13 protein-coding genes and 3 pseudogenes are annotated in these 16,907 nt (G+C 53.9%); 9 read left to right on the plus strand and 7 right to left on the minus strand.

Annotation, left to right across the window (positions count from 1 at the left end; all coding sequences use genetic code 11):
- Positions 1 to 8: 8 nt before the first annotated feature.
- From A7090_RS26135 to phsA, 4 genes and pseudogenes are all read right to left on the minus strand, one after another.
- Positions 9 to 217, minus strand: a pseudogene (locus tag A7090_RS26135) (hypothetical protein); the annotation flags it as partial.
- Positions 218 to 361: 144 nt separating this feature from the next.
- Positions 362 to 1,144, minus strand: coding sequence for a thiosulfate reductase cytochrome B subunit (gene phsC, locus A7090_RS06680; protein WP_105273425.1), 783 nt, complete (start codon positions 1,142 to 1,144; stop codon positions 362 to 364).
- A complete protein-coding gene (gene phsB, locus A7090_RS06685) occupies positions 1,141 to 1,719 on the minus strand; it encodes a thiosulfate reductase electron transport protein PhsB (protein ID WP_105273426.1) in 579 nt (192 codons plus the stop codon). The genes phsC and phsB overlap by 4 nt, the downstream gene beginning before the upstream one ends.
- Before the next feature lie 14 nt (positions 1,720 to 1,733).
- Complete coding sequence (gene phsA, locus A7090_RS06690) at positions 1,734 to 4,010, minus strand: thiosulfate reductase PhsA (RefSeq protein WP_105273427.1); 2,277 nt, start codon at positions 4,008 to 4,010, stop codon at positions 1,734 to 1,736.
- An 89-nt stretch (positions 4,011 to 4,099) separates the two neighbouring features.
- Here phsA and A7090_RS26140 point away from each other — a divergent pair.
- Positions 4,100 to 4,237 (plus strand): annotated as a pseudogene (locus A7090_RS26140) (AAA family ATPase); the annotation flags it as partial.
- A 69-nt stretch (positions 4,238 to 4,306) separates the two neighbouring features.
- Positions 4,307 to 4,648, plus strand: a pseudogene (locus A7090_RS06695) (IS1 family transposase); the annotation flags it as partial.
- A 172-nt stretch (positions 4,649 to 4,820) separates the two neighbouring features.
- On the opposite strand, the gene A7090_RS06700 reads toward A7090_RS06695, so the two are convergent.
- Positions 4,821 to 5,930: an ABC transporter ATP-binding protein gene (locus A7090_RS06700; RefSeq protein ID WP_105273428.1), complete on the minus strand. Its 1,110-nt coding sequence runs from the start codon at positions 5,928 to 5,930 to the stop codon at positions 4,821 to 4,823.
- A gap of 356 nt (positions 5,931 to 6,286) precedes the next feature.
- On the opposite strand from A7090_RS06700, the gene A7090_RS06705 reads away from it, so the two are divergent.
- The 6 genes from A7090_RS06705 to A7090_RS06730 all read left to right on the plus strand — a co-directional run bounded on the left by A7090_RS06705 (position 6,287) and on the right by A7090_RS06730 (position 13,424).
- Positions 6,287 to 7,519 (plus strand): maltodextrin ABC transporter substrate-binding protein, encoded by a 1,233-nt coding sequence (locus tag A7090_RS06705; protein ID WP_105273429.1) that lies wholly within the window; start codon positions 6,287 to 6,289, stop codon positions 7,517 to 7,519.
- Between the two features lie 61 nt (positions 7,520 to 7,580).
- Positions 7,581 to 8,888, plus strand: a complete 1,308-nt coding sequence (locus A7090_RS06710) for a carbohydrate ABC transporter permease (protein ID WP_105273430.1) — start codon at positions 7,581 to 7,583, stop codon at positions 8,886 to 8,888.
- Between the two features lie 10 nt (positions 8,889 to 8,898).
- Complete coding sequence (locus A7090_RS06715) at positions 8,899 to 9,750, plus strand: sugar ABC transporter permease (protein WP_000079398.1); 852 nt, start codon at positions 8,899 to 8,901, stop codon at positions 9,748 to 9,750.
- Positions 9,751 to 9,754: 4 nt separating this feature from the next.
- Positions 9,755 to 10,957, plus strand: coding sequence for a glycoside hydrolase family 53 protein (locus tag A7090_RS06720; RefSeq protein WP_105273431.1), 1,203 nt, complete (start codon positions 9,755 to 9,757; stop codon positions 10,955 to 10,957).
- Positions 10,958 to 10,987: 30 nt separating this feature from the next.
- Positions 10,988 to 13,045: a beta-galactosidase gene (locus tag A7090_RS06725; protein WP_105273432.1), complete on the plus strand. Its 2,058-nt coding sequence runs from the start codon at positions 10,988 to 10,990 to the stop codon at positions 13,043 to 13,045.
- 64 nt (positions 13,046 to 13,109) lie between these two features.
- Positions 13,110 to 13,424 carry a glucose PTS transporter subunit EIIB gene (locus tag A7090_RS06730; protein ID WP_105273433.1) on the plus strand — a complete coding sequence of 105 codons (315 nt, stop codon included), beginning with the start codon at positions 13,110 to 13,112 and terminating at the stop codon, positions 13,422 to 13,424.
- A 136-nt stretch (positions 13,425 to 13,560) separates the two neighbouring features.
- Here the strand turns inward: A7090_RS06730 and A7090_RS06735 are convergent, their stop codons facing one another.
- Positions 13,561 to 14,832: a maltoporin gene (locus A7090_RS06735; protein ID WP_105273434.1), complete on the minus strand. Its 1,272-nt coding sequence runs from the start codon at positions 14,830 to 14,832 to the stop codon at positions 13,561 to 13,563.
- A gap of 270 nt (positions 14,833 to 15,102) precedes the next feature.
- Between A7090_RS06735 and A7090_RS06740 the strand changes: the two genes are divergently transcribed.
- Complete coding sequence (locus A7090_RS06740; protein WP_105273435.1) at positions 15,103 to 16,173, plus strand: LacI family DNA-binding transcriptional regulator; 1,071 nt, start codon at positions 15,103 to 15,105, stop codon at positions 16,171 to 16,173.
- 162 nt (positions 16,174 to 16,335) lie between these two features.
- Here A7090_RS06740 and A7090_RS06745 read toward each other — a convergent pair.
- Positions 16,336 to 16,907 (minus strand): IS630 family transposase (locus tag A7090_RS06745; protein WP_123056932.1); only part of this gene is annotated, 572 nt, incomplete at its 5' end.

The following is a 16,907-nucleotide window of genomic DNA, read 5'->3' on the forward strand; positions in this document are numbered from 1 at the left end:
ACCCCCGGTCGGGGCTTATGACGAATAGATTCTTTTACTCTGCCACCAGCTTCCCATGAGCGGATCCAACGTCGCAGATTTCTTTTCGAAGGGTAGCCCAGCTCGAGTACGACGGGGCAAGCTTCCCGGTATATTTGAAATAAAGCTCAATGGCGCGGATTTTTTCTTCTTCACGGCACCGCTGGCTATGCTCCTTGAGGGCATTGACTGGCGGCAGCCCAAAAGGCTGATGACATCCCTGTCAATACGGCTCTCGCTGTACGCTTCCATTTATTTTGTTGCACAGGGGCACGGCTTCATCATCCTGGAAGCCGCTCAGTTCACCGCGTCGTTTATTCCGTTTCCACAAAGGTAGTCCCTGTCAGGCGGCTTTACCTTTACGCGTACGCGATTCCGTTTGCATCGCGTGATGACGATGGCGATGATAGCCATCAATCATGCTACGAAAAATCTGCCCCGGGGTATCTCCCAACGTACACAGATAAATATGCGCACAGATAAACAGCAGCCCCACCATCGCCAGCACCATATGCAGCAGCAGAATAATAGGGCCAGCGCCGACAATCTGTGGATAAAGCGCCAACAGACCTGTGATGATGAGCAACGGCAGCAACAGATACATAATCGCCAGATAAGCCAGCTGTTGCAGCGGGTTAAACTTATTTTCCTGTGTGGCAGCAAAAGGATGAGGCTCACCTTTCATAATGCCGTACAGATAAAAACGCGTCTGACGCCAGCAGCGATCCACCAGCCCTTTCGGCTGCACCCGATAGTGCCGACCGTTGCCTGTCGTGGCGTTAATCGCCACAAACCCTAACCAAAATACGACCAGAGCAAAGCCGCACCAGGTATGTAACTGCACCATCAGCGCGACGGGGCCGAGAGAAAAGTGTCCGCATAAACCACTGACCAGCAGCAGAATAAACAGCAGTGCGTTGCCCCAGTGCCAGCGGCGAATGGCCAGCGAATACAGATAGTCGCGCTGTTCTTCTCCCTCCAGGTTTTTGGGTGCCAGCATGCGGCGCAATAAGGCGTGAACGATCAGTCCGGCAATCATCAACACGACCACCAGCCCCGCGACCATCAACCACAGCGGCCAGTAGTCCGGCGTGTAATGCAGTTCCGCTCCCCATGTCGTATTCATACATTCCCCTCCTGATGCAGTTCTTTACGTCTGTACAGGCTGACCTCGCCGCTGCGTTTTTCCTGCTGACGATAGACTGATTTTTGCGCGATCCACGTTTGAATCTGCGGATCATCGAGCCGACCAAAGGTCAAGGCATCCGTCGGGCAAACCGAGACGCAGGCTGGTTCCAGCCCCTCTTTCAGCCGGGTATCGGCGCAGAAGTTACACTTATCGGCCTTTCCGGTGGTTGGGTTGAGGTAACGAACGTGGAACGGACACGCCGCAACGCAATAGTCGCAGCCGATACAGCGTGATTTATCCACCTGCACAATGCCGTTTTCATCACGGAACGAGGCTCCGGTCGGACACACGGAAACGCAGGGCGCGTCTTCACAATGTTGACAAGAGACCCGAACAAACTGGAAATGAGACAACGCCTGCGATGTCGTTTCCGGTGCACGAATTTGTACCTGCACGCGGCTAAATCCCTCCGGCACCTCGTTAAGAACCTTACAGGCAACAGTGCAGGCTTGGCAGCCAATGCAGCGTTTCTCGTCATGTAACATGACGTACTGGTTTGCAATATGCTTCATGATCTTCTCCCTGTTCATGCGCGGCTAAGTGTGACGCCAGCGGTATGCACTACCGTCCCGGAAACCGGGCTGGTAACGTGCGGAAGTAAATTGCCGCAATGGATCCCGTGGGTAGTCGCCGCCGTTTTTGCCCCGGCCTTGGCGCCAAATCCCATATAGACGAACACCGTGTCCGGACGTATCGCCGACGTGACCAGCGCTCTGCCTTTCTCTTTGCCTGTTGCGTTTTGCAGCCAGATTTCATCACCATTTTTAATGTCTTTGGCGCTCGCCGTTTGCGGGTGGATCCAAACCGCATTGTCCCACATCAGTTCGCTGAGCAAAGGGACGTACTGGGTCGCGCCGTTGGTATGCACCGCCACCTTGCCCTGAATGAAATAGAGTTCATCGTCGCGTTTCAGAGTAAAGTTGCGCGCGCGCGGCACGCCGTAGCCGGGTAACAATTCTTCCAGCGTTTCTGAATAGAGTTCAATTTTTCCTGACGGAGATTTAAAACGCAGATGTTCGCCATAAGTATTATCACTGTCCGCGGGCAACGCATTAGGGTAACGGGCAGTAAACTGCTGCACAGACTCTGCCTCGCGCAGCAACAGTGGAACGCCCCATTCAAGGTAGCCCTTTTCACGAAGAGCGGCGGCCAGTGTGTGATCGCCGTTGAGCTGATATAGCTGTCGGGTTTGCATATCCTGCCACGGATAGTATTGCCCAAGCCCCAACTGTTGACCCAGCTCCTTCCAGATTTGCCAGCTGGGGCGCGCTTCACCAACGGGTTCTACCACCTGCTGGCGCAACGCATACGCCGGATGCAGACCCGACATGTCCGTAACTTCTTCATCACGTTCAAGGTAGGTGCATTCTGGCAGCAGATAGTCGGCGTAGGCCGCGCTTTCACTGAGATAAACATCGCAGCTAACCACCAGATCCAGTCGCTCAACCGTTTTGACCAGATCCGGACGGCAAGTTACCGTCTGGAAAGGGTTATGCCGTGACATGATCCAGCCTTTAACGGGATAAGGCGTCTGATTGAGCACCGAGTCGATAATGCTTTGTACCACGCCGCCACCTGCGGCGATGTATTTGAATTGCGGCGCAACCAAATCGATCCGCTGCGCCTTCGGCTTCGGCATATTTTTTACATCAGGTTTCGCCAGCACCGGGGCGACTTTTTCCCCCGCCAGCTTATTGTAGGTCGCCGCCGCTTTTTTCTGATACAGGCCACCTTCGCGCTCAATGTTGCCGAGCAGCGCATTGAGCGTAAAAATCATCCGGCGCATATCAATTTCTTCCTGCGAGAAAGTCGCGCGATGGCCTGGGCTAACGATGGCACGCGGTGCGCATGCCGCCATTTCGCGAGTTACTCTGACAATCACCTCGGCGGGAACATCGGCCAGCTTTTGTGCCCACTGTGGGGTCGCGTTGGCAACGGCATCACTCAGCTGGCTAAAGCCTGTGGTGTACCGCTCAATGAAGGCGGCGTCATAAAGATTTTCCTTAATCATCACGTGGCACATCGCCATCAGCACTGGCAAATCACCGCCGGGGCGGATTGCGTGCCATTCATCGGCTTTGCTGGAGAAAATAGACAGACGCGGGTCAAAGCTGACCATTTTGGCTCCCTTCTCCTGCGCGGTCATCAACTCATGAGTATCTGCGACCTCAATCCCTTCATAAAGGTTGTGACCAAACGACACCAGATAACGGGTATTGACGATATCCATCGCCAGATCGCCTCCCATCATCACTTTTGCCGCAATGGCTTTCCCTGCCGGACAGGTGGAAGCGTGGGTAAAGGTATTCGGCGAACCAAACGCGGTCGCCAGATGGAAGAGATGGCTGGACAGAGAACCAGATTTAGAAGAGAAGACAACGGCTTCCGGGCCATGCTGCTGCTTAATCGCCATCATTTTGGCGGCAATTTCACTGTATGCCTGCTGCCAGCTAATGGTCTGCCACTCTCCGCTGCCTCGCGGACCGCTGCGTTTCATCGGCTTGACTATTCGATGCGGATCGTTAACGAGGCTGACGCCACTGCCACCTCTGGCGCAGACCCGCGTTCCCTGTTGAGGCGCATGGGGATTTCCCTGGATAAAGACGGTCTTATTATTTATTACCTGCGCCTGAATGGGGCAGCGAAACGAACACATTTCACACAGACTGGGCGTCAGGCTCGCTTTACCAGTGAGGTTTTGGACCGGATTACGCGCAAGCGCTCCTGGTGGAAAACTCCCCAGAGCACAGGCAGAACAGCCGATCCCCACCCCGCGTAAGAAATTACGCCGACTAATGCTCATATAACCTCCTTTTATTATATATAACTAAAAATTATATTTGTTCTGTGTATCAATTATTGCAATTTGTCTCACAAATCTGTATGTAAAAATTGGTCATTGCACTCGGCGTGAAAGTGGTGGATGCAGGGGATGGGGGACTGTTCATGTCACTGGACAGACTGATTTCGACACCGATGAAAGCGAAACAGGAAAAACGGCTGGAGCGTCAGTTACAGCAACCGAGTTATGAGGGGGGGGATTCTGCGGGCAGCCCGTTCACTGCGTTCTCGGACTGTCCAACTGGCTGTTGCCAGTTGTCGACCCCGGTCGCTCATGCAGACGTGGCCCTTATCTGCGAACTTGATGAGCAATGGAGCTTTGTCGGCAGTAAAGCCCGGCAGCACTGGCTCTGGTACGCATACAACACCAAAACAGGCGGTGTTCTGGCTTATACGTTTGGCCCACGCACGGATGAAACCTGCCGCGAACTTCTGGCGCTGCTCGCGCCGTTTAATACCGGCATGATAACCCGCGATGACTGGGGCAGTTATGCCAGAGAAGTGCCGAAGGAGAAGCATCTGACGGGCAAAATATTCACTCAGCGTATTGAACGTAACAACCTGACGCTGAGAACCCGCATCAAGCGTCTGGCCCGAAAAAAATTCTGACATACATGACGAGTAGGCATAGAGTTGATCTCCCTGAATTGATAGCACAAATCAGTAAATCACAAAACCCTATGCCTGCCTTTGTTTACTCGCGCATTTCTAGAGATTCCTCAGAGCCAAGATAGACTCTAACATACGCAGCGTAGATGACAAAAATGTTGGCTTAGTGCGCGTCCGGCGCCGTGATGTCGGCGCTGATGCGCAGATCGTTCTCATCAAAGACCATGCAGAAGCGCTCATCGAAGGCCAGATTAATCTTCTGCCACGGGCGGAAATGGACGTCGCCGGGCAGCAAAACCTTGACGTTATCGTGGCCGTAGCATTGGCCAAACAGGTAGGTATTGTTACCCAGACGTTCCACCACTTCACATTGAAACTCCACCACCGTACCAGTAGTGACTTCCGGAGTGAGGTGTTCTGGCCGGATCCCCAACGTTACCGCAGCGCCGGGCTTCAGCGGTTGGGTGGCGATATTCAGGGTCAGCTGATGGTCCTGCGCGAGGGTGATCGTTAAGCGTTCCGGCTGCCAGTCGCTGACGACGGCCGGCAAAAAGTTCATCTTCGGCGAGCCGATAAAGCCGGCGACGAATTTGTTGACCGGATTGTAATACAGCGCCATCGGCGAACCCATTTGTTCGACCTTCCCGTAGTTCATCACCACGATTTTATCGGCCAAGGTCATCGCTTCCACCTGATCATGTGTAACATACACCATGGTGGTTTTCAGTTCTTGGTGCAGACGGGCAATATGTAGGCGCATATCGACGCGCAGCTCCGCATCAAGGTTAGAGAGCGGCTCATCGAACATAAACACCCGGGGATTACGTACGATCGCGCGGCCAATGGCCACGCGCTGCCGTTGGCCGCCGGAGAGCTGCTTCGGTTTACGGTCCAGCAGGTGCGAGAGCTGCAGGGTTTTGGCCACCATTTCCACCTGGCGGCGGATCTCCTCCTTCGGCACTTTATTCACCTTCAGCCCGTAGCCCATATTCTCCGCCACGGTCATATGCGGATAGAGTGCATAAGACTGGAAGACCATTGCCACGCCGCGGCGGGCGGGCACTACATCATTCATTACCTCATCGCCGATCAGCACTTCTCCTTCGCTGACCTCTTCCAGCCCGGCAATCATGCGCAGCAGCGTCGATTTTCCACAGCCGGAGGGGCCGACGAAAACGGCAAACTCGCCATCTTCAATATCGAGATTGACCTGGTGCAGCGTCACCGTGCTGCCGAACCTTTTGGTGACATTCCTCAGTCGTATATTGGACATCCACATTCTCCGGAGTGAGTAGCTGTTATTTGCCGTTGGTTTGTCACTGTGTTGAGCATGATTTGTATTACGTGTAACAAATCGGTGTGACGATGTTCAACAGCAGTAAAGTCATGGTTTGACTATAACTTCCGCGGATTTTGCGCCATACAGGGACGTTTCATTTCTGCAATGATGATCACACAACTGGCAGCTTATGGTAGTTTTATCAACGATCAAAGCGTAGCGTATAACAAAAGCGAATCAGAACATATTTCCCATGTAATACGGCAGTTTGAAATGATTTGTTTTTCTAACTGGTAGACGTAAGTCACATAAAAACCATTAAATTGTTATACCTTCACATGAGGTTGATAATGAAAAAGAACACGCTTGCTGCACTAATCCTTACCACCCTGGCGGCGGGGCAACTCACCAGCCTGCAGGCGCACGCCGCAGGGCAGCTCAACGTCTGGGAAGACATTAAGAAATCCGCGGGTATTAAAACCGCGGTTAGCGATTTTGAAAAGCAGTACAACGTGAAGGTCAATCTGCAGGAGATGCCTTATGCCCAGCAGTTGGAAAAACTGCGTCTCGACGGGCCGGCGGGCATTGGGCCGGACGTGCTGGTGATCCCGAATGACCAGCTCGGCGGCGCCGTGGTTCAGGGACTTCTCTCGCCGCTCAGCGTCGATCAGGCGAAACAGGATGCCTTTACGCCAGCCTCCATCAATGCCTTCCGCATGGACAACGCGCTGTATGGGATCCCGAAGGCGGTGGAAACTCTGGTGCTTATCTACAACAAGGACCTGATCGACAAGCCGCTGGACAGCCTGCAGGCCTGGCTGGACTACTCGAAAACCCAGCGGGAGCAGAACAAATACGGCCTGCTCGCCAAGTTTGACCAGATCTACTACAGCTGGGGGGCGATCGGCCCGATGGGCGGCTATATCTTTGCTAAAAACGACAGCGGCGGCTTTAACCCGCAGCAGGTGGGCCTCAATACCCCCGGCGCCGTGGAAGCCGTCACCTTCCTGAAAAAATTCTATGCCGAGAAGGTCTTTCCGGCGGGGATCCTCGGCGATAACGGGCTGAATGCTATCGATTCGCTGTTTACTGAGAAAAAAGCGGCGGCAGTGATCAATGGGCCCTGGGCCTTCCAGCCGTATGAAGCCGCTGGCATTAACTATGGCGTGGCGCCGCTGCCGACCCTGCCGGACGGCAAGCCGATGAGCTCCTTCCTGGGCGTCAAAGGTTATGTGGTATCGACCTGGAGTAAAGACAAAGCGCTGGCGCAACAGTTTATCGAGTTCATCAACCAGCCGCAGTATGTGAAAGACCGCTATGTCGCCACCGGCGAAATTCCGCCGCTGAAGGCGATGATTGACGATCCGGCGATTAAAAACGACCAAAAGGCCAGCGCCGTTGCTATCCAGTCGGCGCGGGCGGTGGCGATGCCGGGCATTCCGGAGATGGGGGAAGTGTGGGGGCCGATCAATGCCGCGCTTGAACTGAGCCTCACCGGCAAGCAGGCGCCGCAGGCCGCGCTTGATAACGCGGTGAAACAGATCACGATGCAGATCGAAGCAATGCAGGCCAGCAATCAGTAATTCACCGTTACGTGAAGTCACCGAGCGGGAGGGGGCCTCCCGTTTGTAGAAGGAGTTGAGTGTGAGCATCCATTCCAGCGAAAATTTTAGCGACGCGCGCGGGCCCGGGCGGCATGCGTGGTGCGGCCTGCTGTTGGCAATCGTGCCGGGTTTCGGTCAGTTTTATCATCGCCAGTGGCTGAAAGGGCTGGTCTTCCTGGTGCTGCTGAGCAGCTTTCTGGGTATTTTTTATGATTTCCTGCGCGAGGGGCTGTGGGGGCTATATACCCTGGGCGAGGAGGTACCGCGCGATAACTCTATCTTCCTGTTAGCCGAGGGGATTATCAGCGTGCTGATCGTCGCCTTTGGCGTGCTGATCTATTTCCTCTCGCTACGTGATGCGTGGCTCAACGGTAAAAAACGTGATGGGGGGATCGCCCTCAACAGCGTGCGTAAGCAGTACCAGATGCTGCTGAGCGACGGCTTTCCGTACCTGATGATCACCCCGGGCTTTATTTTGCTAGTCTTTGTGGTGATCTTTCCGATTCTGTTTGGTTTTGCCATCGCTTTCACCAACTACAACCTGTACCACACGCCGCCAGCGAAGCTGGTTGACTGGGTGGGGCTGAAAAACTTCGTCAATATTTTCACCCTCTCCATCTGGCGCTCCACCTTCCTGGATGTGCTGCAGTGGACCGTAGTATGGACGCTGCTGGCGACCACCCTGCAGTGTACGGTGGGCGTGTTGTTGGCGATTCTGGTCAACCAAAAAGATCTGCGCTTTAAGCTGCTGATCCGCACCATCTTTATTTTGCCGTGGGCGGTGCCGGGGTTTGTCACCATCCTCGTCTTTGCCGGGATGTTCAACGACTCCTTTGGGGTCATCAACAACGCGATCCTTTCATTCTTCGGCATCAGTCCGAAGGCATGGCTCACCGATCCGTTCTGGACCAAAACGGCGCTGATCATGATGCAGACCTGGCTTGGCTTCCCGTTTGTGTTTGCCATGACCACTGGCGTGCTGCAGGCGATCCCGGACGATCTGTATGAAGCCGCAACGATGGACGGCGCCAGCGCGTTTACCCGTCTGCGCACCATCACTCTGCCGCTGGTGTTGTACGCGATCGCGCCGATCATCATCACCCAGTACACCTTCAACTTTAATAATTTCAACATCATTTACCTGTTCAACAACGGCGGCCCTGCGGTGGCGGGTTCTAACGCCGGCGGGACGGATATTCTGGTGTCGTGGATCTATAAGCTGACGATGTCCTCGTCGCAGTACGCCATCGCGGCGACCATCACGATCCTGCTGTCAATCTTTGTCGTCGGCCTGGCGCTGTGGCAGTTCCGCGCCACCAAATCCTTCAAAAATGACGACATGGCGTAAGGGAAGCAACATGGCTCAATCACCCAGTATTAAACGCGAAAAGTGGATCCGACTCTCTCTCACATGGCTGGTGGTCATCCTGGTCTCGGTGGTGATTATCTATCCGTTGGTCTGGACGGTCGGGGCGTCGCTGAACGCCGGCAATAGCCTGCTCAGTACCTCAATCATTCCGGAAAATGTGTCGTTCCAGCACTATGCCGATCTGTTCAATGGCAATGTGAATTACCTCACCTGGTACTGGAACTCGATGAAAATCAGCTTCCTGACCATGGTGCTGACCCTGATTAGTGTCAGCTTTACCGCTTACGCCTTCTCCCGCTTCCGCTTTAAAGGGCGGCAGAACGGGCTGATGCTGTTCCTGCTGCTGCAGATGATCCCGCAGTTTTCTGCGCTGATTGCGATCTTTGTCCTGTCGCAACTGCTTGGCCTGATTAACAGCCATCTGGCATTGGTACTGATCTACGTCGGGGGGATGATTCCGATGAATACCTGGCTGATGAAAGGGTATCTCGACGCGATCCCCAAAGACCTGGATGAGTCCGCTCGCATGGACGGCGCCAGCAGCTTTCGCATCTTTATCGAGATCATCATGCCGTTGTCGAGGCCGATCCTCGCGGTGGTGGCGCTGTTCTCGTTCACTGGGCCGCTGGGGGATTTCATCCTCTCCAGCACCATCCTGCGTACCCCGGATAAATACACGCTGCCTATCGGTCTGTATAACCTGGTGGCGCAAAAAATGGGTGCCAGCTACACCACCTACGCGGCGGGGGCGGTGCTGATCGCCGTACCGGTGGCGATCCTCTACCTGGCGTTACAAAAATACTTCGTCTCCGGCCTGACCTCGGGCAGTACTAAAGGATAAGCATATGAAAAGATTCACCCTCGCATGGCTTGCGGTTTGTCTGGCATGCAGTTTCTCCACCTCTTCTCTGGCCGCGGACGCGCTTGAAACCCGCGCCTTTCAAGGCATGCCGGCAGATTTTATCAAAGGCGCGGATATCTCCACGCTGCTGGACGCCGAAAAGCACGGGGCGACATTCTACGATCAGAATAATCAGCGCAAGGATCCGATCGCCATTCTGAAAGAGAACGGCGTCAACTATGTCCGCCTCCGTCTGTGGGTGGATCCGCAATCGGCGAGCGGCGAGGACTATGGCGGTGGGAACAATGATCTGTCCACCACCCTAGCGCTGGTGAAGCGGGCGAAAGCCCAGGGGATGAAGTTGCTGCTTGATTTTCACTACAGTGATTTCTGGACCGATCCCGGCAAGCAGTTCAAGCCAAAAGCCTGGGAAAAGATGGATTACCCGCAGCTGAAAACGGCGATTCATGACTATACCCGCGATACCATCGCCCGCTTTAAGCAGGCGGGCGTGCTGCCGGATATGGTGCAGATTGGCAATGAAATCAACGGCGGCATCCTGTGGCCGGAAGGGAAAAGCTGGGGGCAGGGTGGCGGAGAATTCGACCGGCTGGCTGGCCTGCTGAACGCGGCTATCGATGGCCTGAAGGAGAACCTGCACAACGGCGAGCAGGTGAAAATCATGCTGCATCTCGCTGAAGGGACCAAAAACGATACCTTCCGCTGGTGGTTTGATGAGATTGATAAACGCCATGTGCCGTATGACGTGATTGGGCTGTCGATGTACACCTACTGGAATGGCCCGATCAGCGCCCTGAAGGCCAACATGGATGACATCAGCAAACGCTATAACAAAGACGTCATCGTCGTCGAGGCGGCCTATGCCTATACCCTGGCAAATTGCGATAATGCGGAAAATAGTTTCCGGGCGAAAGAAGAAAAGGATGGGGGATATCCCGCCACCGTACAGGGGCAATATAACTATATTCACGATTTAATGCAGGCGGTGGTTAATGTGCCTGACCAGCGTGGTAAAGGTATTTTCTATTGGGAACCAACATGGATTGCCGTGCCGGGAAATACCTGGGCCACGCCGGCGGGAATGAAATATATCCATGACGAGTGGAAAGAGGGTAATGCGCGTGAAAATCAGGCGCTATTTGATTGTCAGGGAAAAGTATTGCCGTCGGTAAAAGTATTTAATTGATTTTTTGTCGTTCTTTTCAGGAAGTTTATTATGAATAAATTTGCACCTTTACATCCGAAGGTTAATACGCTGCTGCATGGCGCGGATTATAATCCGGAGCAATGGGAGAATGACCCCGATATTATTGATAAAGACATTGCCATGATGCAGCAGGCAAAATGCAATGTGATGTCGGTGGGAATATTTAGCTGGGCGAAACTTGAGCCACGCGAAGGGGTCTTTGATTTCGCCTGGCTGGACACTATTCTGGATAAACTGTATGCCGCCGGTATACATGTTTTTCTGGCCACGCCGAGCGGCGCGCGTCCGGCGTGGATGTCGCAACGCTATCCGCAGGTTCTGCGGGTGGGGCGCGATCGGGTGCCGGCCCTGCACGGCGGTCGTCACAATCATTGTATGTCGTCGCCGGTCTATCGCGAGAAGACCCTGAAAATCAATAGCCTGCTGGCAGAACGTTATTCCTCACACCCGGCGGTGCTGGGCTGGCATATTTCCAACGAATATGGCGGTGAGTGCCATTGCGATCTCTGCCAGAACCGTTTTCGCGACTGGCTGAAGGCGCGTTACCAGACCCTGGAGAATCTCAACCATGCCTGGTGGAGTACCTTCTGGAGCCATACCTATACCGACTGGTCGCAGATTGAATCGCCTGCGCCGCAGGGCGAGGTGTCGATCCACGGTCTCAATCTTGACTGGCATCGCTTTAACACCGCTCAGGTGACCGATTTTTGCCGCCATGAAATTGCCCCGCTGAAAGCGGCGAATGCCGCTCTGCCAGTGACCACCAATTTTATGGAATATTTCTACGATTACGATTACTGGCAGCTGGCGGAGGCGCTGGATTTCATCTCCTGGGATAGCTATCCGATGTGGCACCGCGATAAAGACGAAACTGCGCTGGCCTGCTACACCGCGATGTATCACGATATGATGCGCAGCCTGAAGGGCGGCAAGCCATTTGTGCTGATGGAGTCCACACCGGGCGCCACCAACTGGCAGCCGACCAGCAAACTGAAGAAGCCAGGAATGCATATTCTCTCCTCGCTGCAGGCGGTGGCGCATGGCGCCGACTCGGTGCAGTATTTCCAGTGGCGGAAAAGCCGCGGTTCGGTTGAGAAATTTCACGGCGCAGTGGTCGACCACGTCGGACATATTGACACTCGCATTGGCCGCGAAGTCTGCCAGCTCGGCGAGATCCTCAGTAAGCTGCCGGAGGTGAGGGGCTGTCGCACCGAGGCGAAAGTAGCGATTATCTTCGACCAGCAGAACCGCTGGGCGCTGGATGACGCCCAGGGGCCGCGCAATCTTGGGATGGAATATGAGAAGACGGTCAACGAGCACTACCGCCCGTTCTGGGAGCAGGGCATCGCCGTCGATGTGATTGACGCCGATGTTGATTTAACGCCGTACCAGTTAGTGATTGCCCCAATGTTATATATGGTGCGCGACGGCTTTGCCGGGCGGGTGGAGGCGTTTGTCGCCAACGGCGGCCACCTGGTGACCACTTACTGGACCGGCATCGTCAATGAGTCTGATCTCTGCTATCTCGGCGGCTTCCCGGGCCCGCTGCGCAATCTGCTGGGGATCTGGGCGGAAGAGATCGACTGCCTGAATGACGGCGAGTTTAATCTGGTGCAGGGACTTGCCGGGAATCAGTGCGGTCTGCAGGGGCCTTATCAGGTGCGCCATCTCTGCGAACTGATCCATACCGAGAGCGCCCAGGCGCTGGCCACCTACCGGGATGATTTTTATGCCGGACGGCCGGCTGTGACGGTGAACGAGTTCGGGAAAGGCAAAGCCTGGCATGTGGCCTCCCGCAACGATTTAGCCTTCCAGCGCGATTTCTTTACCGCCCTGAGCAAGGAGCTGGCCCTGCCGCGGGCGATTGCGACGAAGTTACCACCCGGCGTGGTGGCTACTGCGCGCACCGACGGTGACAACGCATTTATCTTCCTGCAGAACTACAGCGCCCAAAACCATACCCTGACCCTGCCGCAAGGGTATTGGGATTGCCTGACCGACGCGGCGGTGTCGGCTCCACTGACCCTGTCGGCATGGGATTGCCGTATTCTCCGTCGTCACGCGTAATTTCTTCTTTTCCACGCCTGCTCTGACGAGCAGGCTTTTTTTTATCTTAAACCTGGAGTTTATTATGGTGAGTTTAAAATCCTTCCTGCACTATTTCTCCCCTGCGCGTCCGGCACAGCCATTAAGCGAGGCGGAAAAACGGCAAATCGAGGCGCTTATTCAGGCCTTCGGCGGCGAAGCGAATATTACGCAAGTGGATGCCTGTATTACGCGTCTGCGTGTGACAGTTCGTCATCTTGCAGACGTAGATACGGACGCATTACAGCAGCAGGGCGCGCTGGGGGTTATTATTCTTGGTCAGCAGGTGCATGCTATTTTCGGTAAACAGTCCGATGCGCTGCGTCAGCTTCTGGATGAACATTTTGCCGCCCGGAAATAAATAAAACGGGATAACCTGAAAACAGGTTATCCCGAAAATAAGACAAAGACAGCAGTGGCAATAAAGTTTACCGGAAGATAATTAACTGTCTTACAGCAGGAGATAAAAATAACGTATGAGTTTTAGCCGTGCGCGATTACCACCAGGCCTCAACCTGCACGCCGAAATTCCAGGTATTATTCGCCGTTTGGTCTTCAAACGGTTTACCATCTTCGGAATCATTCAAATATGAAGCAAAAATGCGTAATTCCGGACGTGACATAAAGTCTGGCCCGTCCGCCAGGCCCAACGCAATGGTGTATTTCTCACCTGCCTGTTTGTAGCTGGTGCCATTGTTGTAGCTGTCTTTCTGATAGAAACCGCCGACTTCGCCAATCAGGCGCACGTAGTCGGTGAACTGGTACTGCCCGCGGGCGACCAGCGACAGCATCCGCGTTTTGTCGGTATAGTCGGTAATGTCATCTGCCGAGCCCCAGGTCAGAACGTGGTTGATAGAGAACTTCTCAGTAATCGGGATCAGGCCGGTGTTAATCACGCGATAACCGGTGGCGTCATTCACGTAGTTCCACATATCGTACCAGCCGCCGCCCTGGGAGACCATGTTCTGCGCCAGGCCTTTGTTGGCGTACTGCAGCACGGTTTTGTTATAGCCACCCAGCATATCCTGACTGATTTCACCGGTCAGCATGACGCCGTTGTCAGCATCGTACAGTCCGCCGTAGCTATCCTGTTTTTTCGTGGTGTTTGGCATCGCGTAGTCGATACCGAATTCGGTCCACGAGCCCGCCCACGGCTTCCAGCCCGCGTAGCGTAAATCGATATAGTTGATATTGACGTTGCTGTCGCCATCGACGCGATAGTCAACATCGTTGGCATCGCCGCGGATCCACGCCAGCGAGACTGCGCCCGGGCCGAGGGTGTAGTTTTCCACCCCGGCTCCGGAGCCGGAAATGTTCCAGTATTTGGTATCGATGATATGCAGATCATGGCGCTGGTAGTAACGTTTACCGCCCCAGATCACAGCATTTGGATCGCCAGGGATCAGCCCCTTTATCTGCAGGTTCAACTGACGTAAGCCGAACTGTGCATCATCGTTCAGCGTGGTTTCATTATCGTTAGAGCCGTTGGAGACCATGCTGACCATACTGTCGAGATAGAAGCTGACGTCATCTTTCTTATAGACTTCAGAGCCCAGCTCCAGCTCGCCATAGGTATCCGACTCGTTCCCCAAACGGCCCAGCTTATTTTTTTGCCATTCCGCTTCGCTACCGTCGCCGGAGACCCCAACCCCGGCGCGCATATAGCCATGGAAATCGATCGTTGGGATCGCGGCGGAAGCTGCAAACGCGGAAGGAGCAATTAGCGCAGCGGCTAACGCGACTGAAAGAGCGCGCAGTGTAGTGTTCATCTCTATCCTCTTATTATTTTGTATTACGTTCACATAACTGATGTCATAAAAAGCCTAAATGTAACTTCAGGCAAATGAGATATGATTATTGTGTGACTAACTGCAAATAATTACACTAGTTTTTGTCGCGATGGGTGAGGTGATTCACAATTCACTGTATTGTGAACGTAATACTTTTTTAGGTGGTGTTTTGCAGCGTGAGGTGGCGGTGAGCGTTTTTTTAAATGGCCCCTGTTACAATCATGAGATAACAACATAAGGAACCGGACCATGAAGTCTAAAAGCGCTACTCTGGAAGACGTAGCCCGTCATGCGGGCGTCTCTTACCAGACCGTGTCCAGGGTACTCAACAAATCTGCCAATGTATCCGAAGCGACGCGCCGCAAGGTGGAGAAATCGATAGAGGCATTACGCTATGTGCCAAACCGGCTGGCGCAGCAACTGGTGGGAAAGGAGAGTCAGACGGTCGGCCTGGTGACTATTTCGCTGGCCTGGCATGCGCCTTCCCAGGTGGCGGCGGCGGTAAAACGTTATGCCAATCTGGAAAGTTATCAGGTTCTGATTTCGATGATTGATGAGAGCGTCAACCAAAGTATCCAGGATTCTATCAATGAGCTGAAATCTCAGCGAGTGGACAAAGTCATTATCAACGTGCCACTGGAGACCGAACAGGCGCAGAAAATCGCCGCTGACAACGATGATATCGTCTGCCTGTTTCTCGATGTTGATCCTTACAGCTCCGTGTTTAACGTTTCGTTTAACCCAGCGGACGGCACGCGGGCTAGCGTCAAATATCTCTATGAGATGGGGCATAGGGAGATCGCGCTGCTGGCAGGGCCGGACAGCTCAGTCTCGGCCAGACTCCGGTTAAAAAGCTGGCTGGAGGCTTTGCAGGGTTACGGTCTGAAGCCGGTGACCGTCCTGCACGGCAACTGGGATGCGCAAAGCGGCTATGCCGGTGCACTGCAGATGCTGCGCGAAACGCCCAATTTCAGCGCTGTGCTGGTAGGTAATGACCAGATGGCGTTGGGGGTGCTCAGCGCCTTCCATCAGCATCAGGTGGCGGTGCCGGGTGAGAAGTCCGTCATTGGCTATGACGATACCTACGAAAGCTCTTTTTTCTATCCGTCGTTGAGTACGGTGTCGCTGGATCTCGATCTGCAGGGGAAGGAGGCGGTGCGGCGGATCCTCGCCAGCACCAGCGGCGCGCCGCATACCTCATCCATTCTGCCGGCGCGCCTGGTGATACGCCATTCCAGCGGCGCCCGAATCGAGCAGGGAAAAGATCTGCAGGCCATTGCGGAACAGCTCCGCGCCATCGCCCACCGTCTGGCACCCTGACGCCAAAGGCGGGGAAACTCGCCTTATTACCTTACCCTTAAATTGAGTAGGGTGTGATATTTGTCACAGCATGGCGTAATATTATTGGGGTATCCGGAATTGAGTTTGGGAGAGGCGTTTTAACCCAGACCAGTCAATTCTGGTGTTTATACTCAATAAACCTCAAGATGCGGGTTTGAGTACCTGAAAGTGATCGTTTATTCGGGATGCCAGAGAATCCGCTATACCCGGCAGCGTATGACTGAAAAATTCAAATATTGCGTCCCTGAACTCTCGCGTACTGCTGAAATAGCGATTATTCCGGGCATGTTCGTTCATTAATTTCCACATTCGTTCTATCGGATTCAGGTTTGGACTGTAGGGTGGGAGAGAATGGAGCTGTATATTCACCACTTCTGCCCAGTCTTTTACTAACTGTGAACGGTGGTAACCTGCGCCATCCAGAATGACGTGGATTTTCTGGTTATAATCAGGATAAACCTTACGTATCTCATTGAAAAAACGGGATACATTGTACTCATTAATCGTTTTATATTCGCAGATTAACGGGTGTTCCGGGGCTTTCAGATCCAGCGCCCCCATGATATTCAGGCGTGTGCGGCTGCCTGTTGTTTTTACTGATTTTTTCTGGCCTTTACGTATCCAGCCATAGCTGTTTTTAGTGGCCTGATTCTGATGGACTCCATCAATAAAAAGAACCGTTTCATCACCCACAGTTGGTTTCAGTTCCTTAT

It is taken from the genome of Escherichia sp. MOD1-EC7003 (assembly GCF_002965065.1).
Taxonomy (GTDB): Bacteria; Pseudomonadota; Gammaproteobacteria; order Enterobacterales; family Enterobacteriaceae; genus Escherichia.